General features: G+C 71.8%; 22 protein-coding genes and 1 tRNA gene. 11 read left to right on the forward strand and 12 right to left on the reverse strand.

The window, feature by feature from the left end; genetic code table 11:
* Positions 1 to 456: 456 nt before the first annotated feature.
* Positions 457 to 687, forward strand: coding sequence for a GntR family transcriptional regulator (locus ACIG0D_RS00395; RefSeq protein ID WP_279335706.1), 231 nt, complete (start codon positions 457 to 459; stop codon positions 685 to 687).
* A 335-nt stretch (positions 688 to 1022) separates the two neighbouring features.
* Here ACIG0D_RS00395 and ACIG0D_RS00400 read toward each other — a convergent pair whose 3' ends face one another.
* Together ACIG0D_RS00400 and ACIG0D_RS00405 are read right to left on the reverse strand one after the other, a co-directional pair.
* The gene (locus tag ACIG0D_RS00400) at positions 1023 to 2012 is read right to left on the reverse strand and encodes a YihY/virulence factor BrkB family protein (RefSeq protein ID WP_399796326.1); all 990 of its coding nucleotides are present in this window, start codon (positions 2010 to 2012) and stop codon (positions 1023 to 1025) included.
* A 406-nt stretch (positions 2013 to 2418) separates the two neighbouring features.
* Positions 2419 to 2490 (reverse strand) — tRNA-Cys (locus ACIG0D_RS00405).
* Positions 2491 to 2729: 239 nt separating this feature from the next.
* Here ACIG0D_RS00405 and ACIG0D_RS00410 point away from each other — a divergent pair.
* The 4 genes from ACIG0D_RS00410 to ACIG0D_RS00425 all read left to right on the forward strand — a co-directional run bounded on the left by ACIG0D_RS00410 (position 2730) and on the right by ACIG0D_RS00425 (position 8127).
* Entirely contained in the window at positions 2730 to 4199 is a 1470-nt protein-coding gene (locus ACIG0D_RS00410) for an MFS transporter (protein WP_399795379.1), read from the forward strand.
* 148 nt (positions 4200 to 4347) lie between these two features.
* Positions 4348 to 6141, forward strand: a complete 1794-nt coding sequence (locus ACIG0D_RS00415; protein ID WP_365759531.1) for a DEAD/DEAH box helicase — start codon at positions 4348 to 4350, stop codon at positions 6139 to 6141.
* Between the two features lie 348 nt (positions 6142 to 6489).
* Positions 6490 to 7131 (forward strand): IclR family transcriptional regulator, encoded by a 642-nt coding sequence (locus ACIG0D_RS00420; protein ID WP_399795380.1) that lies wholly within the window; start codon positions 6490 to 6492, stop codon positions 7129 to 7131.
* A gap of 207 nt (positions 7132 to 7338) precedes the next feature.
* The gene (locus tag ACIG0D_RS00425; RefSeq protein WP_399795381.1) at positions 7339 to 8127 is read left to right on the forward strand and encodes a S16 family serine protease; all 789 of its coding nucleotides are present in this window, start codon (positions 7339 to 7341) and stop codon (positions 8125 to 8127) included.
* A 6-nt stretch (positions 8128 to 8133) separates the two neighbouring features.
* Here ACIG0D_RS00425 and ACIG0D_RS00430 read toward each other — a convergent pair whose 3' ends face one another.
* Genes ACIG0D_RS00430 through ACIG0D_RS00450 form a run of 5 tightly spaced genes read right to left on the reverse strand, consistent with a single transcriptional unit; the run spans position 8134 to position 12357 of the window.
* Positions 8134 to 9102 carry a glycine betaine ABC transporter substrate-binding protein gene (locus ACIG0D_RS00430; protein WP_399795382.1) on the reverse strand — a complete coding sequence of 323 codons (969 nt, stop codon included), beginning with the start codon at positions 9100 to 9102 and terminating at the stop codon, positions 8134 to 8136.
* Positions 9099 to 9959, reverse strand: coding sequence for an ABC transporter permease (locus ACIG0D_RS00435; protein ID WP_399795383.1), 861 nt, complete (start codon positions 9957 to 9959; stop codon positions 9099 to 9101). The genes ACIG0D_RS00430 and ACIG0D_RS00435 overlap by 4 nt, the downstream gene beginning before the upstream one ends.
* Complete coding sequence (locus ACIG0D_RS00440; RefSeq protein ID WP_399795384.1) at positions 9956 to 11197, reverse strand: betaine/proline/choline family ABC transporter ATP-binding protein; 1242 nt, start codon at positions 11195 to 11197, stop codon at positions 9956 to 9958. The genes ACIG0D_RS00435 and ACIG0D_RS00440 overlap by 4 nt, the downstream gene beginning before the upstream one ends.
* Positions 11190 to 11837 (reverse strand): ABC transporter permease, encoded by a 648-nt coding sequence (locus ACIG0D_RS00445; protein ID WP_399796327.1) that lies wholly within the window; start codon positions 11835 to 11837, stop codon positions 11190 to 11192. The genes ACIG0D_RS00440 and ACIG0D_RS00445 overlap by 8 nt, the downstream gene beginning before the upstream one ends.
* A 16-nt stretch (positions 11838 to 11853) precedes the next feature.
* Entirely contained in the window at positions 11854 to 12357 is a 504-nt protein-coding gene (locus tag ACIG0D_RS00450) for an Lrp/AsnC family transcriptional regulator (RefSeq protein ID WP_365759543.1), read from the reverse strand.
* A 146-nt stretch (positions 12358 to 12503) separates the two neighbouring features.
* On the opposite strand from ACIG0D_RS00450, the gene hppD reads away from it, so the two are divergent.
* A complete protein-coding gene (gene hppD, locus ACIG0D_RS00455) occupies positions 12504 to 13649 on the forward strand; it encodes a 4-hydroxyphenylpyruvate dioxygenase (RefSeq protein ID WP_399795385.1) in 1146 nt (381 codons plus the stop codon).
* Between the two features lie 90 nt (positions 13650 to 13739).
* Here hppD and ACIG0D_RS00460 read toward each other — a convergent pair whose 3' ends face one another.
* A complete protein-coding gene (locus ACIG0D_RS00460) occupies positions 13740 to 15182 on the reverse strand; it encodes a tetratricopeptide repeat protein (RefSeq protein ID WP_399795386.1) in 1443 nt (480 codons plus the stop codon).
* 97 nt (positions 15183 to 15279) lie between these two features.
* On the opposite strand from ACIG0D_RS00460, the gene ACIG0D_RS00465 reads away from it, so the two are divergent.
* A complete protein-coding gene (locus tag ACIG0D_RS00465; RefSeq protein WP_399795387.1) occupies positions 15280 to 16653 on the forward strand; it encodes an FAD-binding oxidoreductase in 1374 nt (457 codons plus the stop codon).
* A 24-nt stretch (positions 16654 to 16677) separates the two neighbouring features.
* Here the strand turns inward: ACIG0D_RS00465 and ACIG0D_RS00470 are convergent, their stop codons facing one another.
* Complete coding sequence (locus ACIG0D_RS00470; RefSeq protein WP_399795388.1) at positions 16678 to 17088, reverse strand: SsgA family sporulation/cell division regulator; 411 nt, start codon at positions 17086 to 17088, stop codon at positions 16678 to 16680.
* Positions 17089 to 17331: 243 nt separating this feature from the next.
* Here ACIG0D_RS00470 and ACIG0D_RS00475 point away from each other — a divergent pair, with 243 nt between their 5' ends.
* Complete coding sequence (locus tag ACIG0D_RS00475; protein WP_399795389.1) at positions 17332 to 19452, forward strand: RDD family protein; 2121 nt, start codon at positions 17332 to 17334, stop codon at positions 19450 to 19452.
* A 102-nt stretch (positions 19453 to 19554) separates the two neighbouring features.
* Positions 19555 to 20313: an RDD family protein gene (locus ACIG0D_RS00480; RefSeq protein WP_399795390.1), complete on the forward strand. Its 759-nt coding sequence runs from the start codon at positions 19555 to 19557 to the stop codon at positions 20311 to 20313.
* 24 nt (positions 20314 to 20337) lie between these two features.
* Here the strand turns inward: ACIG0D_RS00480 and ACIG0D_RS00485 are convergent, their stop codons facing one another.
* Entirely contained in the window at positions 20338 to 20598 is a 261-nt protein-coding gene (locus ACIG0D_RS00485; RefSeq protein ID WP_399795391.1) for a hypothetical protein, read from the reverse strand.
* Between the two features lie 379 nt (positions 20599 to 20977).
* Between ACIG0D_RS00485 and ACIG0D_RS00490 the strand changes: the two genes are divergently transcribed.
* Together ACIG0D_RS00490 and ACIG0D_RS00495 are read left to right on the forward strand one after the other, a co-directional pair.
* Complete coding sequence (locus tag ACIG0D_RS00490) at positions 20978 to 23326, forward strand: immune inhibitor A domain-containing protein (RefSeq protein WP_399795392.1); 2349 nt, start codon at positions 20978 to 20980, stop codon at positions 23324 to 23326.
* Between the two features lie 121 nt (positions 23327 to 23447).
* Positions 23448 to 23777, forward strand: a complete 330-nt coding sequence (locus ACIG0D_RS00495; protein WP_399795393.1) for a hypothetical protein — start codon at positions 23448 to 23450, stop codon at positions 23775 to 23777.
* A gap of 90 nt (positions 23778 to 23867) precedes the next feature.
* Here the strand turns inward: ACIG0D_RS00495 and ACIG0D_RS00500 are convergent, their stop codons facing one another.
* Together ACIG0D_RS00500 and ACIG0D_RS00505 are read right to left on the reverse strand one after the other, a co-directional pair.
* A complete protein-coding gene (locus ACIG0D_RS00500) occupies positions 23868 to 24458 on the reverse strand; it encodes a nicotinamidase (protein WP_399795394.1) in 591 nt (196 codons plus the stop codon).
* A gap of 112 nt (positions 24459 to 24570) precedes the next feature.
* The gene (locus ACIG0D_RS00505) at positions 24571 to 25917 is read right to left on the reverse strand and encodes a nicotinate phosphoribosyltransferase (protein ID WP_399795395.1); all 1347 of its coding nucleotides are present in this window, start codon (positions 25915 to 25917) and stop codon (positions 24571 to 24573) included.
* Positions 25918 to 25925: the final 8 nt, after the last annotated feature.

The following is a 25925-nucleotide window of genomic DNA, read 5'->3' on the forward strand; positions in this document are numbered from 1 at the left end:
CCATCCCTCCTGCCGGGCGGGCCTGCCCGAGCGTCATCGGCACGGCAGCGCGTCGCCCGCCCCTCTGGCGTCGTCGCTCCAGCTCCCGCTCGTGGGCGATGACGTACGGCCGTACGACGGGCAAGCCGTCAGCCTCGATGACGAGGGCGAGACGCCCCACCCCCACCGCCTCACGCGTAACGATCAGTCGCCGTGCCGGGGAGATCGCGGCGGATGGGGCTGCCGTATGCCCGGTCCCGGTGGGCGGGGTTGCTCGCCGCCTGCCTTGGCCGGGCAGGAGCCACGAGAGGATGAGCATCAGTAGAGTTCGCACGTCTGCACTCCTTGTCAGTGCGGGCCGCGCCCCCGGACAGTTCGCCGCTGTCGCGGGGGTCTCTGTCGTTGTGCGTGGCGAGCATACGCGTATACGCGTATACGCGGTCGCGTGTTTACGAAGATACGCGGATGCTCGGCTGTATGGATCTTGACCGTTCGGTGCCCGTCTGGCCCCAGGTGGCGGAGGAGCTGCGCCGCCGTCTCGATGCCGGGCAGTACCCCGCCGGCGAGCGCTTCCCCGCCGTGAACGAGCTGGCGGCCGAGCTGGACGTGGCACCCTCCACGGTGCAGAAAGCCGTGGCCGCTCTGCGAGAAGAGGGGCGGCTTTACACCGTGCTGGGTCAAGGATCGTTCGTGAAGGGCGACGAGTAACTCGCCATGCACTCTCGCGGCTCCTTGTGGCCGGGAGCCAAGTCCGCCGCTGTTGGTTCAAGCGACGGCCCCAGCTCCCTGTCCCACAGGAGAGACGGAGCCGAAAGCCACGCTGTCCGCGGCATCCGCGCACGTCAGGACGCTAGAGGTCGCGGAACGTCAGGGTCGGGTGGTCACGAGTCAGAGCGGTTCATGTCGACGGTCAGGTACTTCCCCCTGCTCGATGGCTTGAGCGTCACGTAATTTCCCAGGCGGAGGCTGTCGACGAGGGCGCCCGCTCAGAGCGCGTGTGGGGCAAACCCTCACGAGTTTGAATCTCATACCCCCCCCCGCAGTTACCGGCGCTCGGATCTCGGTTCGTGCGCTGGAGGCGCCGTGCGGCGCAGTGCTGCTGGGGCGGGGCTGTCGGCCGACGTCCGCTGTGGTGCATCGCCGGCTGCGGGGCTGATCCCGGGCTCCGGGCCCTCGCCCTCGGCTGTCTCGCCGGACTGCACCGCCGTCGCTGTCGCTGTCCAGGCGGCGCAGTACAGCAGCAGCCTGGCCATGAAGTTGATCCACAGCACAACGGCGACCGGCACGGCGAAAGCGCCGTACATGCTCTTCCCTGCGACACCCTGCAGATAGCCGGTCAGCAGCCACTTGAGCAGTTCGAAGCCGACCGCACCGATCAGGCCGGCCACCAAGACCGCGCGCCGGCCGGGATGCACCCGCGCCAGCCGGGTAAGCAGGTAGACCAGCAGCAGGAAATCGACGAGCAGGGCGATGGCCAGACCCGCGAAGAACAGCAGCGCCCGTCCCGCCCCGCCCTCGATCCCGACCTTGTCGGCGGCCCAGCCAACCGCAATGTTCGCGAACACCGAACTGCCGATCGCGACCAGCCCGACCACGCCGAGACCGACCAGCACCACGGCGTCCTTGACCTTCAGCAGGATGGGATTCCCCGGGTCCTGCTCCTTCTCCCACACCGCGCGCAGACACCCGCGCAGGGCGCCGACCCAGTTGATCCCGATCACGAGCAGCAGCACGCCCGCGATGAGCCCGACGGCCCCGGCGTGGGCGACGAGACTGTCCAGGTCCAGCAGGTCCGAAAGGCCCGGCGCTTGGTCGGCGATCTTGTCCTGGAGTTGCCCGAGCTGCTCCTCGCTCAGTAGCTTGGCGCCGATCGCCGCGCCCACGGTGATCAGCGGAAAGAGTGCGACGAAACTCGTGAAGGTGATCGCGGCGGCAAGCCGCGCCCAGTGGACCGTGGCCAGCCGCTCGAACGCCCGCCACACGTGCGTACGCCTCAGCCATGCGATGCCAGGCAGCCTCGTCAGCCATTCCATGAAGTACACCCACTCCCAGCATACTCACGGCGAGAGCAGAGGGCATCCAGCAGCGAAGCCCCAATAACATTCTGTAGCGGGGCGGTTGTGCTGCGCGTGCGGGCGGTGGTCAGCGGGCGCATCGCCCTTTCGCACGAGGATCCTGTGAGTATGCGATCCCGAGGCTCTTGCCCTCCACACGCACGCGCCGGCCACCGTCCTCGTCGGGCGAGTACACCACGACGCGGGTTGTAGCTGCCCTCAGCGCCGCGCATGGCCGGAGGCACCGCACGCTGGGCTACTCCCTCCGGCTCCACGTGAAACTGCTCACCGAACCACGCGTTAGAACTACAACTGAGACGGACAACGGGAAGGGCGGCCCCCTCGGAGGGTGCCGCCCTTCCCTATTGCCTGGTCAATGCACTTGAGGCCGTGGCGGGAATCGAACCCGCGTAACTCGCTTTGCAGGCGAGTCCCTCAACCACTCGGGCACACGGCCAAGACGAACTTCACTTCGGTAGCCGTGGCGGGGATCGGACCCGCGTAACTCCCACACGGCCAACGTGTTGTGTCGACCGTATGGCGGGGCGGAAGCCGGGCTCAAGGGATCTGGGTGGGCTGCAACGGGACTGCCACACGCCGTTCATGAAGCGGGGGAGGGGCGTACGACCAAGGGCTGAGGGGGATCACGTCTCCCGACAGGGGCCAAACGTTGCCGAGCCCCTTACTCTGGCGGGCATGGCCGCCCTCGATCCGCGCGACGCCGATGTCGCCGACGCAGCAGTGGATTCCGTAGACGTACCGGGTGTTCCGGAGCCGCCGGGTGGCGGTGTGCTCAGTCGGTCGTACCGGGCGCTCAGTATCGGGATCGTCTCCGTCGTCGTACTGATCGCCTTCGAGGCGACCGCCGTGGGGACCGCGATGCCGGTGGCGGCGCGGGAGCTGGACGGGGTGTCGCTGTACGCGTTCGCGTTCTCGGCGTACTTCACGACCAGCCTGTTCGGCATGGTGCTGGCCGGGCAGTGGTCGGACCGGCGCGGCCCGCTGTCCCCCCTCACCTGCGGTATCGCCGCGTTCGCGGCCGGCTTGCTGCTGTCGGGGACCGCGGGGGCGATGTGGCTGTTCATCCTCGGGCGGGCCGTGCAGGGGTTCGGTGGGGGACTCGTCATCGTCGCGCTGTACGTCGTCGTCGGCCGGGCCTACCCCGAGCGGCTGCGGCCCGCGATCATGGCCGCGTTCGCCGCGGGCTGGGTCGTGCCGTCGATCGTCGGACCGCTCGCCGCCGGCGCGGTCACCGAGCAGCTGGGCTGGCGCTGGGTGTTCGTCGGGATTCCGGTGCTCGTCGTGTTTCCGCTGGCGCTGGCACTGCCGCAGATCCGGCGGCGGGCGGGAGGCCCGGTCGACGGGTCGAAGGGGGCCGCCTCGTTCGACGCGCGGCGGATCCGGCTCGCGCTCGGTATCTCGCTGGGCGCCGGACTGCTCCAGTACGCCGCCCAGGACCTGCGCTGGCTCTCCCTGCTGCCCGGCGCGGCCGGGGCCGCGCTGCTCGTCCCCGCCGTACTCGGGCTCCTCCCGCGCGGCACCTACCGGGCGGCGCGCGGGCTGCCGTCGGTGGTGCTGCTGCGCGGTGTCGCGGCGGGCTCGTTCATCGCGGCGGAGTCGTTCGTGCCGCTGATGCTGGTCACCCAGCGGGGCCTCACGCCGACGCTCGCCGGGTTCTCGCTCGCCGCGGGCGGCGCGACCTGGGCGCTCGGCTCGTGGGTGCAGTCGCGGTCCCGCGTGGAGCCGTACCGGGAGCGGCTGATGACGCTGGGCATGGTGATGGTGGCGGCGGCCATCGCGACCGCGCCGAGCGTGCTGATCGAGGCCGTGCCGGTGTGGACGGTGGCCGTCGCCTGGGGGTTCGGCTGCTTCGGCATGGGCCTGGTGATCTCCTCCACCAGCGTGCTGCTGCTCCACCTGTCCGCCCCCGAGGAGGCGGGCAGCAACTCCGCCGCGCTCCAGATCTCCGACGGCCTGTCGAATGTGATCCTGCTCGCGGCCGGCGGCGCAGCCTTCGCCGCGCTCGGCGGCGGCACGGTCGCCCACGCCACCACCGAGGCCGCCGGCACCGCCTCCCACCCGGCTGCCTTCGCCGCCGTCTTCCTGCCCATGGCGGCGGTCGCGCTGGTGGGTGCCTGGGTGACCACGCGGCTGCGGGAACGGTGAGTCACGAGCGGTGTCACCGAGGGTGTTGTGACGTGGGTCCCACCCTCGGGCGACCGGGTGTCGTTCGCGCGTTGACGGCGGCGGACCGCCGGTAGGGTGGCCCGGTTGTCATACGTAGCCGAGCCGCTCGACCCCCACGACGGAGACCGTGACTACCACCGCCGCTTCCTCCTCCCACCACCTCTCGCCCGCCTTCCCCGGCCGTGCTCCCTGGGGCACCGCCAGCAAGCTGCGTGCCTGGCAGCAGGGGGCGATGGAGAAGTACATCCAGGAGCAGCCGCGAGACTTCCTGGCGGTCGCCACCCCCGGCGCCGGTAAGACGACCTTCGCGCTGACGCTGGCGTCCTGGCTGCTGCACCACCACGTCGTGCAGCAGGTGACCGTGGTCGCGCCCACCGAGCACCTGAAGAAGCAGTGGGCGGAGGCCGCCGCGCGGATAGGCATCAAGCTGGACCCCGAGTACAGCGCCGGGCCGCTCGGCAAGGAGTACGACGGCGTCGCCGTGACGTACGCCGGTGTCGGCGTGCGGCCCATGCTGCACCGCAACCGGGTCGAGCAGCGCAAGACCCTCGTCATCCTCGACGAGATCCACCACGCCGGTGACACCAAGACCTGGGGCGAGGCCTGCCTGGAGGCGTTCGAGCCGGCGACCCGGCGCCTCGCCCTGACCGGTACGCCGTTCCGCTCGGACACCAACCCGATCCCCTTCGTGACGTACGAGGAGGGCCCGGACGGCATCCGGCGCTCGGCCGCCGACTACACCTACGGCTACGGCTCCGCGCTCGCCGACGGCGTCGTCCGCCCCGTGATCTTCCTGAGCTACAGCGGCAACATGCGCTGGCGGACCAAGGCCGGCGACGAGATCCAGGCCCGGCTCGGCGAGCCGATGACCAAGGACGCGATCAGCCAGGCCTGGCGTACGGCGCTCGACCCGCGCGGTGAGTGGATGCCGGCCGTGCTGCGCGCCGCCGACCAGCGCCTCACCGAGGTCAGGAAGGCGATCCCGGACGCGGGCGCGCTGGTGATCGCCTCCGACCAGGAGTCCGCCCGCGCCTACGCCAAGCTGATCCGGGACATCACCGGCCACAAGGCGACCCTCGTCCTCTCCGACGACGCGGGCGCGTCGAACCGGATCGACGAGTTCAGCAACAACACCGACCGGTGGATGGTCGCCGTCCGCATGGTGTCCGAGGGCGTCGACGTGCCGCGCCTCGCGGTCGGGGTGTACGCGACGACGATCTCCACCCCGCTGTTCTTCGCGCAGGCCGTCGGACGCTTCGTGCGGTCGCGGCGCCGGGGCGAGACCGCGTCCGTGTTCCTGCCGACCGTGCCGGACCTGCTCGGCTTCGCCAACGAGATGGAGCGCGAGCGCGACCACGTCCTCGACAAGCCGAAGAAGGACGGCGAGGAGGACCCGTACGCCGAGGAGGAGAAGCTCCTCAAGGAGGCGGAGAAGCAGCAGGACGAGGACACCGGCGAGCAGGACATGCTGCCCTTCGAGGCGCTGGAGTCCGACGCCGTCTTCGACCGGGTCATGTACAACGGCGCCGAGTTCGGCATGCAGGCGCACCCGGGCAGCGAGGAGGAGCAGGACTACCTCGGCATCCCCGGACTCCTCGAACCCGAGCAGGTCCAACTGCTGCTCCAGAAGCGGCAGGCGCGGCAGATCGCGCACAGCAAGAAGAAGCCGGACAGCGAGGCGGACCTGCTGGAGCTGCCCGCCGAGCGGCGGCCCGTCGTCTCGCACAAGGAGATGATGGAGCTGCGGCGCAAGCTGAACACGATGGTCGGCGCGTACGTCCACCAGAGCGGCAAGCCGCACGGGGTCATCCACACCGAACTGCGCCGGGTGTGCGGCGGGCCGCCGGCCGCGGAGGCCACCGCCGGGCAGCTGCGGCAGCGGATCGCCAAGGTGCAGGAGTGGGCCACGCGGATGCGGTAGCCCTCCGGGCCCGTGAGGTCTCCTCCGGGTCTCTCGAGGTCTGTGGGGCGGGGCGTGTGGCGGGGAGCTGCGCGCCGTACGTATCGGGACATATCGCGGCACGTCATGTCGGCCAATGACCGGATTCTGGACGGAGCCTTCCGCTCAGCGAACCGGCTCGCTACTGTCCCGCTACGCACACGCCCCGTGGCAGCGCCGCCGCGGAGCGCAGCCGTGTAGCGACGCGGCCCGGAACAAGGCCGGGCCGCCAGCCGATCGGCAGCCTCTACAAGCGCGTCGCTGACGGGACTCGGCGACGCATCCGCCGCGAGGGGGGCTGCCGACCTCACCACTTAAGGAGTGGGCGTCGTGACCGCGGAGACCTCTCAGACGCTCGACCGAGGACTGCGGGTCCTCAAGCTGCTGGCCGACACGGACCACGGGCTGACCGTCACCGAGCTATCCACCAAACTGGGCGTGAACCGGACCGTGGTGTACCGGTTGCTGGCCACGTTGGAGCAGCACGCACTCGTACGCCGTGACCTGGGCGGACGTGCCCGGGTGGGGCTGGGTGTGCTGGGGCTGGGCCGGCAGGTGCACCCGCTGGTACGAGAAGCGGCGCTGCCCGCGCTGCGATCGCTGGCGGAGGACATCGGGGCGACGGCGCATCTGACGCTGGTGGACGGGGCGGAGGCGCTGGCCGTCGCCGTCGTCGAGCCGACGTGGACCGACTATCACGTGGCGTACCGGGCCGGCTTCCGGCATCCGCTGGACCGGGGGGCCGCGGGCAAGGCGATCCTCGCCGCGCGCGCCAAGCCGACGGGTGACCCCGGGTACACCCTGACCCACGGTGAGCTGGAGGCGGGCGCGAGCGGGGCCGCGGCACCGCTGCTCGGGGTGACCGGGGTCGAGGGCAGCGTGGGTGTCGTGATGCTCGCCGACGCGGTGCCGGAGCGGGTGGGGGCGCGGGTCGTGGAGGCGGCGAGGGAAGTCGCCGAGGCCCTGCGTTAACCGGTTGCCCGGCGTTGGGCGGGGGCGGGGGCGGGGGCGGTCGCGGGGCTCGGCGCGGCGAGGCGCCTCCCCCTGGCTCTTCGAGCAGGGGGTACCTCCAGCGCCCAACCGTGCCGCCCCAAGCGGCACGACTGCCCGCAGGCTGCGTAGGTGGGTCCGCGGCTGCCCGCAAGTCGTTGTCACCAGCCGTCGCGTTAGATTGGGCCCGTGCTCTCTCGTCTCACGCGTTCCCAGGCCCTCGCCGTCTGTTCGGTGCCCGTTGTGGCGTTGGTCGCGACGGCTGTGTTCGCGCCGTTGCCGTTCGCGGTGGCGCAGCCGGGGTCGACGGCGGACGTGCTCGGGAAGAACAAGGGAACCCCGGTGATCACGATCTCGGGGGCGCCGACCCGGGACACGCGGGGCGAGCTGCGGATGACGACGATCGTCGCGACCGGCCCGAAGGTGCGGGCGTCGCTCCCGGACCTGCTCGACGGGTGGTTCCGGTCCGACCGGGCCGTGATGCCGCTGGACGCCGTCTACCCGAGCGGTGACGACGTGAAGGAGGTCGAGGAGTTCAACGCGCGGCAGATGCGGCAGTCGCAGGACGCGGCGACCGCCGCCGCGCTGAACTACCTCGGCCGCTCCGGCGACGACATCGACGTCGACCTGGAGCTGGCGGACGTCGGCGGCCCCAGCGCCGGGCTGCTGTTCTCGCTGGGCATCATCGACAAGCTGGACGGCAACGGCCGCGGCGGCGACCTCACCGGTGGCCGTACGATCGCCGGCACCGGCACGATCAACGCCGGCGGGAAAGTCGGTGCCGTGGGTGGCGTGGCCCTGAAGACGCAGGCCGCCCGGCGTGACGGCGCGACCGTCTTCCTGGTGCCGAGGGACGAGTGCGCGGACGCGGAGGCGGAGCTGCCGAAGGGGCTGCGGCTGATCCCGGTGACCACGCTGAAGGGTGCAGTGCAGTCGCTGGTCGCGCTCGACTCCGGCAAGTCCGTGCCCTCCTGCTGAGCCGGGTCAGCCCTCCTTCACGAACCCTTCCGCCACCAGCCAGTCCAGCGCCACCTGGTGCGGGTCCTCGCCGTCCACGTCCACCTTGGCGTTCAGTTCCCGCGCCACGTCGTTGTTCAGCTTCGCGGTGATCGGCGCGAGGATGTCCGTGATCGCCGGCCACTCCTTCAGCGTCTTGGTGTTGATCACCGGCGCGGCATTGTAGTTCGGGAAGAACTTCTTGTCGTCCGCCATCACCACCAGGTTCATGGACTTCACCCGCCCGTCGGTGGTGAAGACCTCGCCGTAGACGCAACTCCCCTTCGCGGCCTGGGTGTAGATGATGCCGGTGTCCATCTGGGTGATCCGGGCCGCCGGGATGTTCATCCCGTACTCCTTCTGCATCCCCGGCAGCCCGTCCTCCCGGTTGGCGAACTCGCCCTCCACGCACAGCGTCACCGCGCCGGGGTCCTTCTTCGCCAGCGCGGCGACGTCCGACAGCGTCTTCGTGCCGTACTCGCGGAAGTTGGCCTGGTTCATGGCCAGGGCGTAGGTGTTGTTCAGGGTGGAAGGCTCCAGCCAGGTCAGGCCGTTCTTCCGGTCCGCGTCGCGCACGGCCTGCCACTGCCGCCGCGGGTCGGGGATGGGCTCCTTGTTGCCGAGGTACGTGATCCAGGCGGTGCCGGTGTACTCGTACACGGCGTCCGCGTCGCCGCTGCGCACGGCCTCGCGGGAGCCGATGGAACCCTGGATGCCGGTCCGGTCGAGGACCTCCGCGCCGGCCGCCTCGAAGGCGATCCCCATGATCGCGCCGAGGATGAGCTGTTCGGTGAACGACTTGGACGTCACGGTGAGATCGGCGCCCTCGAGGGGCTCTCCTCTCCCGATCGATCCCGGCCGCACGTCGTCGACCATCGGGGAGCCGCTGGTCAGCCCGCAGCCGGAGGCCGCCGTCAGCAGCCCGCCCGCCAGCAGCAGACACATCCGCCGTCTCATGTCCCCACCTCCAGTCCCCGCGGCCGCAGCAGCAGTTCCGCCAGCGAGGCCAGCCAGTCCACCAGCAGGGCGAGGGCGATCGTGAGGATCGAGCCGAGCATCAGCACCGGCATCCGCTGGTTGGTGATGCCCGTGGTGATCAGCACACCGAGGCCGCCGCCTCCGCCGAAGGTCGCCAGCGTGGCCGTGCCCACGTTCAGCACCAGCGCGGTCCGCACGCCCGCGAGGATCAGGGGGACCGCCAGCGGGAGTTCGACCTTGGTGAGCACGCCGAGCGGGGACATCCCGATGCCGCGGGCCGCCTCCAGCAGGGTCGGGTCGTTGGCCTTGAGGCCGGCGACGGTGTTCGACAGCACCGGCAGGACGGCGTAGACGATGATGCCGATCAGGGCCGCCCGGCGGCCGATGCCGAGCCAGATCACCAGCAGCGCGAGCAGACCGATCGCGGGGGTCGCCTGCCCGGTGTTGGCCAGCGCCATCGCCACCGGGGTCCCCTTGCGGAACGCCTTGCGGGTCAGCAGGACGCCCAGCGGGATCGCGATGATCAGCACGAAGAAGGTGGAGATCACCGTCAGTTCGACGTGCTGCCACAGCGCCTTGGAGACCTGCCCGCCGGACAGCGCGTTCTCGGAGATCGTGTCCAGGTCGGCCTGCCGGAACCACAGCCAGGTCGCCAGCAGCAGCGCCACCAGGAACGCGGGCAGGAAGGTCAGCTTCCGCCAGCCGATCCGGCGCGGCTGCGGGCGCCGCAGATGCGGCACGGGCTCCAGCTCGGCCTCGCCGTCGTCCCGGAACGGCAGCCCTCTGACCTCGTGCTCGCCCTCGGGGCGGCGCCCGCGGTCCGGTGCGCTCGTCACGCCTTCGCCTCCCCTCCGCGGCCCTCCTGCTCGGCGTGCGTCAGCTCCTCGCGCGCCTCCTCCAGCTCGTGCTGGTGCTCCATCGCGTCCAGCCGGTCGGCCTCCATCAGCTCGTGCACGGAGTTCATCAGCGTCTCCACGTCGACGACCCCGGTGTACTCCCCGCGCCGGCCGGTCACCGCGACCCGCCCGGCGTTGTCGGTGAGCACGGCCTCCAGGGCGTCGCGCAGGGTGGCGTCCCGGGTCACCGTGTCGTGCACCAGGGTGCCCGCGCGGGCCAGCGACCCCTTGGCGCGCATCAGGTCGCCGCGCCGCAGCCACTTGTAGGGGCGGCCCCGCTTGTCCAGCAGCAGGATCTCGTTGGTGCCGCTGCGGCGGAGCTTGTCGAAGATGTCCTGGAGCGCGTCGTCGACGGTCACCGTCGGATAGTCGGTGATCTCCACCTCGCCCACCCGGGTCAGGTTCAGCCGCTTCAGTGCGGCGCCCGCGCCGACGAAACCGGAGACGAAGTCGTCCGCCGGGTTGGTGAGGATCGCCTCTGGGGTGTCGAACTGGGCGATGTGCGAGCGCTCGCGCAGCACCGCGATCCGGTCGCCGAGCTTGATCGCCTCGTCGAAGTCGTGGGTGACGAACACGATCGTCTTGTGCAGCTCGTGCTGGAGCCGGATCAGCTCGTCCTGGAGGTGGTCGCGGGTGATCGGGTCGACCGCGCCGAACGGCTCGTCCATCAGCAGCACCGGCGGGTCCGCGGCCAGCGCCCGGGCCACGCCGACGCGCTGCTGCTGGCCACCGGAGAGCTGGCGCGGATAGCGGCCCCGGAACTCGCCGGGGTCCAGTCCGACCAGGTCGAGCAGCTCCTCGACCCGGTCGCGGATCCGGGACTTCGACCAGCCGATCATCTTCGGTACGAGCCCGATGTTCTGCGCGACGGTCATGTGCGGGAAGAGGCCCGCGGACTGGATGGCGTAGCCGACCTTGCGGCGCAGCTTCACCGGGTCGATGTCGGTGACGTCCTCGCCGTTGATGCGGATCCGGCCGCTGGTCGGCTCGATCAGCCGGTTGATCATCTTCAGCGTGGTCGACTTGCCGCAGCCGGACGGCCCCACGAAGATCACCGTCTCGCCCGCGCCGATCTCCATGCTGACGTTGTCCACCGAGGGCGCCGGGTTGCCGGGGTAGCGCTTGGTGAGGTTCTCCAGCTCGATGGTCGCGCCGCCGGTCGCGGTGTTCTCAGGCACGGATCCCCCTGGGGATGGTCAGCCGTCCGATCAGGACGTACGCGGCGTCGAAGAGCAGGGCGAGGACGATGATTCCGAGGGTGCCCGCGAGGACCTGGTTGAGTGCGTTCTGGCTGCCCAGCGAGGCGATGCCCCGGAAGATCAGATTCCCGAGGCCGGGCCCGGATGCGTAGGCGGCGATGGCGGCGATGCCCATGAGCATCTGCGTGGAGACCCGGATGCCGGTGAGGATCGGCGGCCAGGCCAGCGGCAGCTCCACCCGCAGCAGCCGGGACAGCCGGGACATGCCGATGCCGGTGGCGGCGTCCACCAGCGCCGGGTCGACGCCGCGCAGGCCGACGATCGAGTTCCGCACGACCGGCAGCAGCCCGTACAGGGTCAGCGCGATCACCGTCGGCGGCACGCCGAGGCCGACGACCGGGATGAGCAGGCCGATCATGGCGAGCGACGGGATGGTGAGGATGGTGGAGGTCGCGGTGGTGGCCAGGTTGCCGGCCCAGTCGCTGCGGTAGGTGACCACCCCGATCAGCACCCCGAGGACGGTGGCCACGACCATGCACTGGAAGACGGCGCTGGCGTGCTGCCCGGCGTCGGCGAGCAGCTGCTGGTGGCGACTGCCCAGGTACTCCCAGAAGTTCACATCGCTCACCCCACGGCTAGGACGTCCCTTCCCGGGCCCTGCCCGGCGAGTCGGTCGGCAGCGCCGCCTGTTCCACCAGCGGGATGATCCGCAGCGGAACGGGGTTCTCCATCACGATCGCGGTAGAGGCCCGGACAATGCCATCAAAACCGACAACCCGGTCGATCACCCGCTGAAGATCGGCGTTGGAGCGGGCCACCAGCCGGCACAACATGTCGCCGGTGCCGGTCGTGGTGTGCAGCTCCAGCACCTCCGGCACGGTCGCCAAGTGGGCCCGTACGTCGGCTCCTTGCCCCTGCCGGATCTGGAGCGTGGCGAACGCCGTCACCGGGTAGCCGAGGGCCGCCGGGTCCACCTGCGGGCCGAACCCGCGGATGACTCCGTTCGACTGAAGCCGGTCCAGCCGCGCCTGCACGGTGCCGCGCGCCACCCCCAGCCGCCGGGACATCTCCAGCACCCCGATCCGCGGCTCGCGCGCCAGCAGCACGATGATCCGCCCGTCCAGATGATCGATCGCCATGCCGATCCCTCCCGGCCCGTTCCGCGGTGGCCGTGCAGTGGGCATCCTGTACAGAAAGCCTGCCGATACGGCCGTACGACTGAGCAGGCTGCCCAGTGAATACGCAAACTATTGCGCACCTTGCAGAGCGAGGCCAGGCTTCGGCTATGACGCAGACCACACACCACACTCCCGACACCGCCCGGCAGGCCGACCCCTTCCCGGTCAAGGGAATGGACGCGGTCGTCTTCGCCGTGGGCAACGCCAAGCAGGCGGCGCACTACTACTCCACCGCCTTCGGCATGAAGCTGGTCGCCTACTCCGGACCGGAGAACGGCAGCCGCGAGACCGCCAGTTACGTGCTGGAGAACGGCTCGGCGCGGTTCGTCTTCACCTCCGTCATCAAGCCCGCCACCACCTGGGGCCACTTCCTCGCCGAGCACGTGGCCGAGCACGGTGACGGCGTCATCGACCTCGCCATCGAGGTCCCGGACGCCCGCGCCGCGTACGCGCACGCCATCGAGCAGGGCGCCCGCAGCGTCGCCGAGCCGTACGAGCTGAAGGACGAGCACGGCACCGTCGTCCTCGCCGCCGTCGCCACCTACGGCGAGACCCGCCACACCCTGGTCGAGCGCACCGGCTACGACGGCCCCTACCTGCCCGGTTACACCGCCGCCGCCCCGATCGTCGCCCCGCCGGAGCGCCGCACCTTCCAGGCCATCGACCACTGCGTCGGCAACGTCGAACTCGGCAGGATGAACGAGTGGGTGGCCTTCTACAACAAGGTCATGGGCTTCACCAACATGAAGGAGTTCGTCGGCGACGACATCGCCACCGAGTACTCGGCGCTGATGTCGAAGGTCGTCGCGGACGGCACCCGCAAGGTGAAGTTCCCGATCAACGAGCCGGCGATCGCGAAGAAGAAGTCGCAGATCGACGAGTACCTGGAGTTCTACAACGGCCCCGGTGTCCAGCACATCGCGCTCGCCACCAACGACATCGTCGCCACCGTCCGCCACATGCGCGAGCACGGCGTGCAGTTCCTGGACACCCCGGACTCCTACTACGACACCCTCGGCGAGTGGGTCGGCGAGACCCGCGTGCCCATCGACACCCTGCGCGAGCTGAAGATCCTCGCCGACCGCGACGAGGACGGCTACCTGCTGCAGATCTTCACCAAGCCGGTCCAGGACCGCCCGACCGTCTTCTTCGAACTCATCGAACGCCACGGCTCGATGGGCTTCGGCAAGGGCAACTTCAAGGCTCTGTTCGAGGCGATCGAACGCGAGCAGGCCAAGCGCGGCAACCTGTAGCCGGCCCGGCTCCGGAGCCCACCGGCCCGGCTCCGGAGCCCACCGGTCCGGCTCCGGAGCCCTCCGGGCCCTGCTCCGGGCCCTCCGGGGCTATTCCGGCGCCCGCACTCCCCGTGGCAGCGGCTCCACGGGCGGCTCGCCCAGCGCCCTCAGAGCCGCCCGCGCGCGCGGCGCGTGCAGCGGGGAGAACCACGGGTTCAGGCGCAGCGCCTCCTGAAGATGGCGCCGAGCGGGGCCCTCGTGCCCGAGGGCCCGCTCGATCATCCCCCGGTGGTACGAGTACAGGGCGCTGCGCACCCCGATGCCCTTCTCCCGTTCCGTGACCCGCACCGCGAACTTCCGCGCCTCCTCGTGCTCGCCCGCCCGGTGCAGCGCCCACCCCAGGGCGTCGGCCACCGCGGCCGACGGGTGCCGCCGCCACTCCGCGCGCAGCCGCCGCACGGCGGACTCCGCGTCCCCGTGGTCCGCCTCGAAGCGGCCCAGCAGCAGCTCCTCGTCCGCGCCTCCCGCAGCCGCCGCCCGCACCCGCTCCCGCAGCAGGTCGTACTGCACCCGCGCCGCCTGGCCCAGCCCCAGCGACTCGTACAGCTCGCCCAGCTCCAGCGCGTACTCCGGCGCCGGCCGCTTGTCCAGCGCCGCCCGGTACGCGGTCAGCGCCTCCGACGTCCGCCCCAGCGCCGCCAGCGCCCTGCCCTGCCCGGCCTGCGCGGCCCGCTGGTCGGGGTCGGTGCGCAGCGCCTCCTGGAAGTGGCGCAGAGCCGCCTCCCGGTCCCCGCGCTCCCACGCGAGATGCCCGGCCCGCTCCAGCCACGCCGCCCGCTCGGCGGCCGAGCCGGCCCCCGCCACCGCGTCCGCCAGCTTGGCCGCGGCGTCCTCACGCCAGCCCAGGTCCCAGTACACGGCCGCCGCGCGGGCCTGCACGGCGGGCCCGGACCGCAGCTTCTTCAACCGGTCCAGGTTCCGCTGGGCCGCCTTGAGGTCACCGAGACCGGTGTACGCCTCGATCAGCAGCGGATACGTCGTCCACCGCTCGCCGTCGGCCTTCAGCGCCGCCTCGGCCCACTTGCGCGCCGCCCGGAAGTCCCGCCGCGCGTTCGCCAGCGCCGCCAGGCCGTCCAGCGCCTCCGCGTTGCCGCGGGCCCGCACCCGCAGCGAGGCGTGCAGCGCCCGGTCCGCCTTCGGGTAGTGCGCGGGGTCGGCGCTGCGCCGCCCCTGCTCCACATACGCCGTCCCCAGCACCGCCCAGGCCGCGGCGTCCCGCGGATGCTTCCGCAGATGCGCCTCCCGGTTCCCGATCAGCGCCGACAGCTCCGGCGGCGCGGCCGGCATCCCCTTGGCGACCGCGTCCCGCGCCGCGGCGGCCCCCGCGGCGGGCGGCGGCGCGGCCGGCCGGTCGGACGGCAGCAGCACCAGCGCGCCGCCGACCGCCAAACCCCCGGCGAGCACGCCGGCCAGGACGACCGTCGCGATCCGGGTCCGGCGGCGCCGACGCCCGCCGGACGCGTTCTCCTCCGTGCGTTCCTGCGTCTCCATGCCGCTCACTGTGCGTCAATACGACGAGCACATCCGGTCAGCCGAAGGGTGCCGCGACGGGGTTCACACCGATGGCCCCCGGTGCGACGCTGTGATCATGAGCCCTAGCCCTCTCGTCGACCGGCTGCTCGCGGGACTGCCGGCCGAGGCCGTCCACACCGACCCCGACGTCACCGTCTCCTACGCCCACGACATGGCGAGCTTCTGCCCGGCCGGCACGCCCGCCGTGGTGGTGCTGCCGCGCACCGTCGAAGAGGTTCGGCACGTCATGCGCACCGCGACCGAGCTGCGCGTCCCGGTCGTCCCGCAGGGCGCCCGCACCGGCCTGTCGGGCGGGGCGAACGCCACCGACGGCTGCATCGTGCTGTCCCTGACCAAGATGGACCGGATCCTCGAGATCAACCCGGTCGACCGGATCGCCGTCGTCGAGCCGGGCGTCGTCAACGCCGCCCTCTCCCGGGCGGTCGGCGAACACGGGCTGTACTACCCGCCCGACCCCTCCAGCTGGGAGATGTGCACCATCGGCGGCAACATCGGCACCGCCGCCGGCGGGCTGTGCTGTGTGAAGTACGGGGTGACGGCCGAGTACGTGCTCGGCCTGGACGTCGTCCTCGCCGACGGACGGCTCATGTCCACCGGCCGCCGCACCGCCAAGGGCGTCGCCGGATACGACCTGACCCGGCTGTTCGTCGGCTCCGAGGGCTCGCTCGGCATCGTCGTCCGCGCGACCGTCGCGCTCAAACCGGAGCCGCCGCGGCAGCTCGTGCTCGCCGCCGAGTTCGCCTCGGCGGCGGCGGCCTGCGACGCCGTGTGCCGGATCATGGCCGAGGGACACGTCCCGTCACTCCTCGAACTCATGGACCGTACGACGGTCAAGGCCGTCAACGACCTGGCGCACATGGGGCTCCCGGAGACCACCGAGGCGCTGCTCCTCGTCGCCTTCGACACCCCCGACCCGGCCGCCGACCTCGCCGCCGTGGGCGCGCTGTGCGAGGCCGCCGGCGCCACCCAGGTGGTGCCCGCCGACGACGCCGCCGAGTCGGAACTGCTGCTCCAGGCGCGCCGGCTGTCGCTCAGCGCGCTGGAGGCCGTCAAGGGCACCACGATGATCGACGACGTGTGCGTGCCCCGCACCCGGCTCGGCGAACTGCTCGACGGCGTCGAGCGCATCGCCGGGAAGTACGGGCTGACCATCGGGGTCTGCGCGCACGCGGGGGACGGCAACACCCACCCGACGGTGTGCTTCGACGCCCGGGACCCGGCCGAGTCCCGGCGCGCCCGCGAGTCCTTCGACGAGATCATGGCCCTCGGCCTCGAACTCGGCGGCACCATCACCGGCGAACACGGCGTCGGCGTGCTGAAGAAGGAGTGGCTGGCCCGGGAACTCGGCCCGGTAGGCCTGGAGATGCAGCGGGCGGTGAAGCAAGTGTTCGACCCGCTGGGCATCCTCAACCCGGGCAAGCTGTTCTGACCTCCGCGCCCCGGCCCCGTACGCTCACCGGGCGAGCAATTGGGCGAGACCGTCGTCGACGCCCAGCTGCTCGCCCTCCGTGCCCGGGGGCACCGCCCGCAGCGTCCGCTCCAGCCACGCCGACACCTGAGCCGCCGGAGCCTCCAGCAGTGCGTCCCCGTCCGGGGAACTCAGCGCCATCAGCACGACGCTGCGCCCCTCCGTCTTCGTCGGCCACACCCGCACGTCGCCCTGCCCGCACGGCCGGAACACCCCCTCCACCAGCAGGTCCCGGGCGAACGTCCAGTGCACCGGGAACTGTGAGTTGATGTGGAAGGCGATGTGCACGGCGTACGGGTCGTCGGTGCGGTAGCCGAGGCGGGCCGGCACGGCGACGGCGTGCTCCGGGGACAGCACCAGGCGCATCTCCAGTTCGCGCTCCACGACGGTGAACATGACGGTCTTCCTCTCTGTCGTACGGGTCCGGCGGTGGGCCCGTACGAGTGGAGAGCGGGTGGACGCTCGGGCATTACGCGGGTTCGGCGAACTTTTTTCCGCGCCGGTGGCCTTCGGTGGCGCCGGGGTAGCACAACCGTGCTCGAAAGGGGTGGGTACGGCGGGACGGGCGCTCAGGGTTGCGCCGGTCTGATAGATGTGGAGGCCCCCATTACACCCCCGAGCAGATACGGGACGACGGACATGAGCGCCCCAACCCCGGCCCCCGGTGACGACAGGCCCCGCGAAGGGTATTACCCGGACCCCTCCATCCCCGGATATGTCCGGTACTGGAACGGTGCCGCGTGGGTACCGGGCACCAGCCGTCCGGCCCCGGCCGACGGCGAACCGCTCGCCCCGCCGCCCGGGGTGCGCCCGGCCCAGCCCTCGGCGGCCTCGGCCTCGGTCGAGGAGACCGGGCCCCACTTCTTCGACGAGGACCCGGTGGAGGAACCCGCGCCCTCCTGGGGCGCCGACCGCTCCCACCAGTCCGGCTTCGGCGGGGACCAGGACCGCCGCGTCTCCTGGGGCGCTCCCCAGGGCACCGACCCCCGGGCGTCCACGGAGGATTCCCCCCGCCCCGACACCACCGCACCGACCACGTCCGACACCGACTCGGCGACCCCCGGCAACACGTTCGTCTTCCGCCGCCCGACGGCTGAGTCCGGGGGAGCGGAGGGCGGTTCGGCGGCGGGCCCGGCGGCGGGGGGTTCGGCGCCCGGCGGGTCCGCGGCGGGCGCGGGCGGGCGCGACGGCGCGTCAGGTCTCGGGCCGGGCCAGGCCGGCGGCGCGGGCCAGGCCTCGGGTGGCGCTCCCGGTTTCGGGGCGGACCAGGGTGCCCCCGGCGCCTCCGGCTCCGGGGCGGGCTTCGGCCCGGTCATGGGGCCCGGCGCCGCGGGACGCGGCCGGGACGAGGGCACCATGACCTTCCGCGCGGTCGGCCCGCGTGGGGCTGCTTCCGGTACGGCGGCGGCGAGTCCGCCCGGGTCGGGAACCCCGGGCGCCTCCGGCACGCCGTTTGCCTCCGGAGCCCCCGGCGCGGCGGGAACCCCGGGCGGGCCCGGCATGTCCGGTGCCGCGGGGGCATCCGGCGCACAGGGCACGCCTGGTGTCTCGGGAGCGCCGGGCACGCCTGGCGTGTCGGGGACGCCCGGCGCCTCGGGAGCCTCCGGCGCGGCCGGAACCCCGGGCGGCGTCGGCACCGCCGGTGTCTCGGCGGCGTCCGCCGCGCCGGGTACGCCCGGTGCCTCGGGAACCCCGGGGACCTCGGGAGCCTCCGCCGCCCCCGGGACCCCGAGTGGGTCCGGCACCGCCGGTGTCTCGGGAACGCCCGGCGCACCGGGAACCCCGGGCGCGTCCGGCACCGCCGGCACCGCCGGAACCCCGGGCACTCCCGGAACCCCCGGCACCCCCGGAGCGGGCACCCCCACCTCACCCACCGGCCCCGCCCCCGCCGGCCCCGGCTTCGCCGCCGGCAAGGCGGCGGCCGCCCGCGCCGCGGCGGCGGCGCAGGCAGCCTCGGCCCCCGCAACCGGTTCCGCCGCCACCCCCACCACCCCCGCAGGCCCCCAGCACCAGCCCGCCGCAGGTGCCCAGCACCAGCCCGCCGCAGGTGCCCAGCACCAGCCCGCCGCCGGTTTCCCGGCCCGTGCGGCGCAGGTGCCGCAGCAGGCGGCTGCCGCCACGCCGGTGACGGCCGGACCGGGCGGTGGACAGGCCTCCTGGGCGCAGCAGGTGCACCAGCTCGCCGGGGGCTCCGCGGGCGCCGCCGACGACCAGCCGGTCGCGCCGTGGAAGCCGCCGGTCGAGGACCCGTTCCAGGCCGCCGCGCGCCGCCAGGCGTCGGCCCGCCCCGCAGGGCTCGGCAAGCGGCTGGTGGCGCGGCTCATCGACACGGTCGTCGTCGCGGGCATCACCGCGATCGCGGCGGTGCCGCTCGGCGCCAAGGCGCTGGACCACATCCAGGACAAGGTCGACCAGGCCAAGCTCTCCGGCCAGACGGTCACGGTGTGGCTGCTCGACGGCACCACGTCGATGTACCTGGGCATCATCCTGGGCGTCATGATGGTCGCCGGCATCCTCTGCGAGGCGCTGCCGGTCGCCAAGTGGGGCCGTACGCTCGGCAAGCGGCTGATGGGCCTGGAGGTGCGGGACATCGAGGCGCACGAGCCCCCGGCGTTCGGCGCGGCCCTGTGCCGCTGGCTGGTCTACAGCGTGCCCGGCATGCTCGGCGTGGGACTCGTCGGCGTGCTGTGGTGCCTGTTCGACAAGCCGTGGCGCCAGTGCTGGCACGACAAGGCGGCGCGGACGTTCGTGGCGGGCTGACCCCCGGTCACCCGGCGGGCGGGCCTCGGCCGCCCGGTCGGCCGTACTCCGGACGGCGGCCCGCCGGATGCGCGGCCGGTGCCTTCGCGGTCCACTCGGGCCATGACCACCGAACCGCCCCCCGGCCCCGACGACCGGCCACCGCAAGACGATCCGTTCAGGAAGCAGCCCCCGCCCGGCGCGGGCTCCGGCTCGCCGTACGGCACCCCGCCGGGCGGCGGATCGCCGTACGACAACCCACCCGGCGGCGGTGGCCCCGGACCCGGCGGCCCGCCGCCCCCGCCGTACGGAGGAGGCCCGTACGACGGCGGCCCGTACGGCGGAGGACCCGGCGGCCCCGGCGGTCCCGGCGGACCCGGCGGCGGACCCGGTGGCGGATACGGCGGCGGTTACCCCGAGGACCCGCTCGCCGGGATGCCCCCGCTCGCCGACAGCGGCAAACGCACGCTCGCCCGGCTGATCGACATGATCCTGGTGGGTGCGGTCATCGTCCTGCTCAGTTGGATCTTCAATGTCGGCGAGTACGACGTGACCGGCGAGGACATGGACACGGCGAAGTCCCTCGGGCAGTCCGCGATCGCGGCGGTGCTCTACATCGCGTACGACACCTTCATGACCGCCAAGTCGGGGCAGACGCTCGGCAAGAAATGGCTGAACATGCGCGTCGCCAATCTGGACAACGGGGCCACGCCCTCCGTCCAGACCGCACTGCTGCGCGCGGCGGTGCTCTGGCTCCCGTTCGCCTTCTGCTGCGCCTGCGTGTGGACGGCGATCACCGGCGGCGTGAGCTACTTCGACAAGCCCTACAAGCAGGGCCTGCACGACAAGGCGGCCAAGACGGTGGTGGTCAGCACCGGTTGACCGCGCGGACGGCGCGCCACGCCGTCAGTTGTCGGATACGGACGCGGCCCCCACCGGTTCCTGGGCGGTGCGCCGTGCCGCGGGCGAGGCGGGCACGGTCCGCGGGGCGGCGGCCCTGCGCACCGGGACCGCCAGCGCGACCAGCAGCCCGAGGGCCAGCGCCGCGACGGCGATGAGGGCGATCCCCGCTGCCGAACTCGTCTGGGACAACAGCAGCATGGCGAGCGTGGAGAGGATCACGGTGCAGGAGCCGTAAGCGAGCTGTGCGGCGGTCGGACGAGGCATGGCAATCGTTGTCCTCGGAAATCGGGGGTCTCCCCCTGTGCCTCTCGCCGTGGGGGAGGTGCGGACAGGCATATGTGTTCGGCAGTGTTCGTCAATCTATTCGCCTGCATGCCCGAGTGGAACGAAGCGTAAGCGTGAGATGACCAACAGTGCCGGAGCACAGGGGGCGCATCGAGTCATACCCGGTGCCCGGAGGTGTCCGCTGAGCGGAAGTGGAACACCGCATAGTGCAGTTGACCTGTCCAAGTCAAGACCTGTCTTTTCCGCCCAACCTCTAGTCCAATGACGTCACTTGACTACACGCGTCGATCGCGCGTGCGCGGACACCCGATGACCAGGTCCTTCCTTCCGCGCGCCCGGACGCGGGGGAGGATCTCAAGTGACCAGCAGACCCTGGACGTTCAGAGCCGCCGCGACCGCGGTGGCGCTCGCGGCGGCCACCGCCGGCCTCTCGACCTACGGTGTGGCGCAGGCCGACCCGGCCGGACCGGCCGGAAAGCCCGCCGCCGTCGACCGGCAGGACCCGGCGTCCGCCAAGGCCCACGAGGAACACGACCTCGAGGGCCCCTTCACCAGGACCCAGGAGGCCCAGCGCGAAGAGGCCCTGAAGCAGGTCATATCGGGCGAGGCCGAGATACAGAAGCGCGACGGCTCCCAGGTCGTCGAGCTGCCCGGCCGCAAGGGCCAGAGCAAGTACGTCGAGCTGGGCCGGGAGAAGACCGACAAGATCTTCACCATCCTGGTCGAGTTCGGCGACAAGACCGACCCCCGCTACGGCGGCACCCCCGGCCCGCTGCACAACCAGATCGCCGAGCCGGACCGCACCAAGGACAACAGCACCGCCTGGCAGGCGGACTACGACCGCGAGCACTACCGGAACCTGTACTTCGGCGACGGCGCCGACTCGATGAAGACCTACTACGAGAGGCAGTCCTCGGGCCGCTACTCCATCGAGGGCGAGGTCTCCGACTGGGTCAAGGTCCCGTACAACGAGGCCCGTTACGGCTCGAACAAGTGCGACCCGGACAACTGCGCCTGGTACGCGGTGCAGGACGGCGTCACCGCCTGGGTCGAGCAGCAGAAGGCCGCCGGCAAGACCGACGCCGAGATCAAGGCGAAGCTCGCCGAGTACGACCGGTGGGACCGCTACGACTTCGACGCCGACGGCGACTTCAACGAGCGCGACGGCTACATCGACCACTTCCAGATCGTGCACGCCGGCGAGGACGAGTCCGCGGGCGGCGGCGCGCAGGGCGAGGACGCGATCTGGGCCCACCGCTGGTACGCCTTCGGCACCGACCAGGGAGCCACCGGACCCGACTTCAACAAGCTCGGCGGCACCCAGATCGGCTCCACCGGCATCTGGGTCGGCGACTACACCATCCAGCCGGAGAACGGCGGACTCGGCGTCTTCGCCCACGAGTACGGCCACGACCTCGGTCTGCCGGACCACTACGACACCCAGGGCGGCGAGAACTCCACCGGCTTCTGGACCCTCATGTCCTCCGGCTCCTGGCTCGGCCGGGGCCAGGGCACCATCGGCGACCTGCCCGGCGACATGACCGCCTGGGACAAGCTCCAGCTCGGCTGGCTCGACTACGACACGGCCAAGGCCGCCACGAAGTCGAAGCACAAGCTGGGCGTGGCCGAGTACAACACCAAGAACCCGCAGGCGCTCATCGTGACCCTGCCGAGGAAGCAGGTCACCACCGAGATCGTCACCCCGGCCGAGGGCACGAAGCAGTGGTGGAGCGGCAGCGGTGACGACCTGCGCAACACCCTGACCCGCTCGGTCGACCTGACCGGGAAGACGTCGGCGGCGCTGACCCTCGACGGCTGGTACGAGATCGAGAAGGACTACGACTACCTCTACACCGAGGTGTCCACCGACGGCGGCGCCACCTGGACCGCCCTGGACGGCACGGTGGGCGGCTCGCCGATCCCGCGCGACGGCAGCGGCAAGCCCGCGCTGACCGGCACGGTCGACGGCTACCAGAAGCTGGCGTACTCCCTGGACGCGTACGCGGGCAAGAAGATCGACCTCCGCTTCCGCTACCAGAGCGACGGCGGCGTGGCGCTGAAGGGCTTCGCGGCCGACGCCATCTCCGTCGTGGCCGACGGCACCGCGCTGTTCACGGACAACGCCGAGGGCGACGACGCCGGCTGGACGAAGAAGGGCTTCTCCCGCATCGGGGCGACCTTCACCGAGGAGTACGACCAGTTCTACATCGCCGAGAACCGGCAGTACGTGTCGTACGACAGGACCCTGAAGTCCGGCCCGTACAACTTCGGTTTCGCGAGCCGTCCGGACTGGGTGGAGCACTACCCGTACCAGAACGGCCTGTTGATCTGGAAGTGGGACACCTCGCAGAAGGACAACAACACCAGCGAGCACGAGGGCGTCGGCCTGCTGCTCCCGGTGGACTCCCACCCGGCGCCGCTGAAGTGGGCCGACGGCACGCCGATGCGCAACCGCGTGCAGTCGTACGACGCGCCGTTCAGCCTGTACCGCACCGACGGCATCACGCTGCACAAGGCGGACGTCGCGACCCGGGTCCCGTCGTCGAAGGGCGTGCCGGTCTTCAACGATCACACGAACACCTACTACGACGAGTCCACCCCGACCGCCGGCGTCAAGATCACTGACACCAACACCAAGATCAAGATCGTCAAGGAGGCCAAGGACGGCTCCCTGATCAAGGTCGAGGTCGGGCCCGCGGTGAAGTAGTCGGAATTTCCGCAGGTCAGAGGCGTATCGGCGGCAACCCCTTGGCGGGTTGCCGCCGAACGTGTTCAGATGCGTCCTGTGGCTCTCTTATTGACACCGGCTGACACGGGGATGTGACCGCATGGCCGCAGGAGGTTTCTGCAAGCTGCCGAACGGCTCGGTGGTGGTGGCGCTGAACCTGCCCAGCCCCGCCGCCGACAGCCCCGGCAGCGTCCGGGTCCTCGTCCACGCCCAGAACCGGGCGCGCGCCCTGACCAGGCTGCGCAACCTGGGACTGCGCGCCGTCTACCTGCGGGGCAACGCCGCCCCACCGACCCCGGACGAGATCACCGCCGTCCTCCACCACCCCGACGGCCTGATATGGCGCACGGCCCCCGACAACGGTGTCGCGGCCATGGAACTCTGGCGCCCGATCCGCTCCCTGCTCCGCCGGCCGACGGCCCCGGCCTAGCGCGCCGGGCCGGCTGAATCGCGTCGGCGGGCGCAGGCGCGTCAGGCCTGGGCAACCCCGAGTGGTCCCCGCAGGTCGGCCCGTGGCGGGCTAGCCCGAGACGACCGGCTTGCCGGTCAGCTCCACGCCCGCCTCGCGCATCTCCTCCAGGGCCCGCTCGACGCTCTCCTGGTTGACGCCCGCGGTGAGGTCGAGGAGGACCTGGGTGCGGAAGCCCTCGCGGGCGGCGTCCAGGGCGGTGGCCTTCACGCAGTGGTCGGTGGCGATGCCGACCACGTCGACCTCGTCGATCTGCCGGGCCCGCAGCCACTCGGCGAGCGGCACCCCGTTCTCGTCGGCGCCCTCGAACCCGCTGTACGCCGCCGAGTACGCGCCCTTGTCGAACACGGCGTCGATGGCGCCGGAGGCGACGGCGGGCGCGAAGTTCGGGTGGAAGCCGACGCCCTCCGTGCCCGCGACGCAGTGCGCGGGCCAGGAGTCGACGAAGTCGGGGTCGTCCGCGAAGTGGCCCCCGGGCGCGATGTGGTGGTCGCGGGTGGCCACCACATGCCGGTACCCGGCGGGGGCCTGCCCGATCAGCTCGGTGATCGCGGCGGCCACGTCGGCACCTCCGGCCACCGGGAGGCTGCCCCCCTCGCAGAAGTCGTTCTGCACGTCTACGACGATCAAGGCGCGGCGCATGGTCGGTGTCCTTCGGCTATGGGGTCTCGGAGGTCCGCAGGTGAACCTCCGAGCCTAGAGACTTCGGTCGCGGTGCGGGAGGGGGCACCGGGGGCGTACGGGCGGCCAGAGGTCAGCTGCCCGCCTCGCCGTGCAGGTATTCCGTCGGAATGACGGGTTCCCCACGGGAGAGCTGGGTAGCGGACAGCGGCAGATTGGCTCGTGCGGCGGCATGGCGCCGTCGTGTGACGTCCAGCGGCTCCCGTGCGACCACCTGACCGCCCTTGACCAGCTGGACGAGGAGCTGCCGGTCGGCCAGCGCGTCCGGGACCGGCCCGGTGCCCACCACCTCGGCCTCGGCGACGCCCTGCTCGTCGAGGCGCCGTGCGGCCCACTTGCGGCCGCCGATGGAGGTCTTGCCGCCGGTGGACTTCTTCGCCACCGGCACCAGCGGCGCCTCGGGGTCGGCGGACTCGGCGCGCGCGACCAGCTTGTAGACCATGGACGCCGTCGGATAGCCGGACCCGGTGACGAGCTGGGTGCCCACGCCGTACGCGTCCACCGGCGCCGCCGCCAGCGAGGCGATGGCGTACTCGTCGAGGTCCGAGGTCACGATGATCTTCGTGTTCACCGCGCCCAGCTCGTCCAGCTGCTGCCGCACCCGGTGCGCGACCAGCAGCAGGTCGCCGGAGTCGATCCGCACGGCGCCCAGCTCCGGACCGGCGACCTCCACCGCCGTACGGACCGCCTCGGTGACGTCGTAGGTGTCCACCAGCAGGGTCGTGCCGCGGCCCATGGAGTCCACCTGGGCCCGGAAGGCGTCGCGCTCGCGGTCGTGCAGCAGGGTGAAGGCGTGCGCGGAGGTGCCGACGGTCGGGATGCCGTACCGGAACCCGGCCGCGAGGTCGGACGTGGAGGCGAAGCCGCCGACGTAGGCGGCGCGCGCGGCGGCGACCGCGGACAGCTCGTGGGTGCGGCGGGCGCCCATCTCGATCAGCGGGCGCTCCCCGGCCGCGGAGGACATCCGGGAGGCCGCCGCGGCGATCGCCGAGTCGTGGTTGAGGATGGAGAGGATCACCGTCTCCAGCAGCACGCACTCGCCGAAGGTGCCCTCGACCCGCAGGATCGGCGAGCCCGGGAAGTACACCTCGCCCTCGGGGTAGCCCCAGATGTCCCCGCTGAAGCGGTAGTCCGCGAGCCAGTCGAGGGTCTCCTCGCCGACGATGCCGCGCTCGCGCAGAAAGCCGAGGACGCCCTCGTCGAAGCGGAAGTTCTCGACCGCGTCCAGCACCCGCCCGGTGCCCGCGACCACGCCGTAGCGGCGCCCGTCCGGCAGCCGCCGCGTGAAGACCTCGAACACGCTCCGCCGCCCGGCGGTGCCCGCCCGGAGTGCGGCCTGGAGCATCGTCAGCTCGTACTGGTCCGTGAAGAGCGCCGTCGACGGGACGTTCACCGGCAGCCCAAGGTCTGCTGTGTTCATGCCCACGC

The organism is Streptomyces sp. NPDC052773 (assembly GCF_044547145.1).
GTDB lineage: Bacteria > Actinomycetota > Actinomycetes > Streptomycetales > Streptomycetaceae > Streptomyces.

What these genes read in the sequence shown, in the direction of transcription:
- ACIG0D_RS00470 (WP_399795388.1), bottom strand. Translation starts at nt 17,088, where the DNA reads ATGTTCACCGTCGTGGAGCGCGAACTGGAGATGCGCCTGGTGCTGTCC.
- ACIG0D_RS00400 (WP_399796326.1), bottom strand. Translation starts at nt 2,012, where the DNA reads ATGGAATGGCTGACGAGGCTGCCTGGCATCGCATGGCTGAGGCGTACG.
- ACIG0D_RS00500 (WP_399795394.1), bottom strand. Translation starts at nt 24,458, where the DNA reads ATGCGCCGCGCCTTGATCGTCGTAGACGTGCAGAACGACTTCTGCGAG.
- ACIG0D_RS00465 (WP_399795387.1), top strand. Translation starts at nt 15,280, where the DNA reads ATGAGCCCTAGCCCTCTCGTCGACCGGCTGCTCGCGGGACTGCCGGCC.
- ACIG0D_RS00450 (WP_365759543.1), bottom strand. Translation starts at nt 12,357, where the DNA reads ATGGCGATCGATCATCTGGACGGGCGGATCATCGTGCTGCTGGCGCGC.
- ACIG0D_RS00395 (WP_279335706.1), top strand. Translation starts at nt 457, where the DNA reads ATGGATCTTGACCGTTCGGTGCCCGTCTGGCCCCAGGTGGCGGAGGAG.
- ACIG0D_RS00410 (WP_399795379.1), top strand. Translation starts at nt 2,730, where the DNA reads ATGGCCGCCCTCGATCCGCGCGACGCCGATGTCGCCGACGCAGCAGTG.
- ACIG0D_RS00480 (WP_399795390.1), top strand. Translation starts at nt 19,555, where the DNA reads ATGACCACCGAACCGCCCCCCGGCCCCGACGACCGGCCACCGCAAGAC.
- ACIG0D_RS00505 (WP_399795395.1), bottom strand. Translation starts at nt 25,917, where the DNA reads ATGAACACAGCAGACCTTGGGCTGCCGGTGAACGTCCCGTCGACGGCG.
- ACIG0D_RS00495 (WP_399795393.1), top strand. Translation starts at nt 23,448, where the DNA reads ATGGCCGCAGGAGGTTTCTGCAAGCTGCCGAACGGCTCGGTGGTGGTG.
- hppD (WP_399795385.1), top strand. Translation starts at nt 12,504, where the DNA reads ATGACGCAGACCACACACCACACTCCCGACACCGCCCGGCAGGCCGAC.
- ACIG0D_RS00460 (WP_399795386.1), bottom strand. Translation starts at nt 15,182, where the DNA reads ATGGAGACGCAGGAACGCACGGAGGAGAACGCGTCCGGCGGGCGTCGG.
- ACIG0D_RS00430 (WP_399795382.1), bottom strand. Translation starts at nt 9,102, where the DNA reads ATGAGACGGCGGATGTGTCTGCTGCTGGCGGGCGGGCTGCTGACGGCG.
- ACIG0D_RS00485 (WP_399795391.1), bottom strand. Translation starts at nt 20,598, where the DNA reads ATGCCTCGTCCGACCGCCGCACAGCTCGCTTACGGCTCCTGCACCGTG.
- ACIG0D_RS00475 (WP_399795389.1), top strand. Translation starts at nt 17,332, where the DNA reads ATGAGCGCCCCAACCCCGGCCCCCGGTGACGACAGGCCCCGCGAAGGG.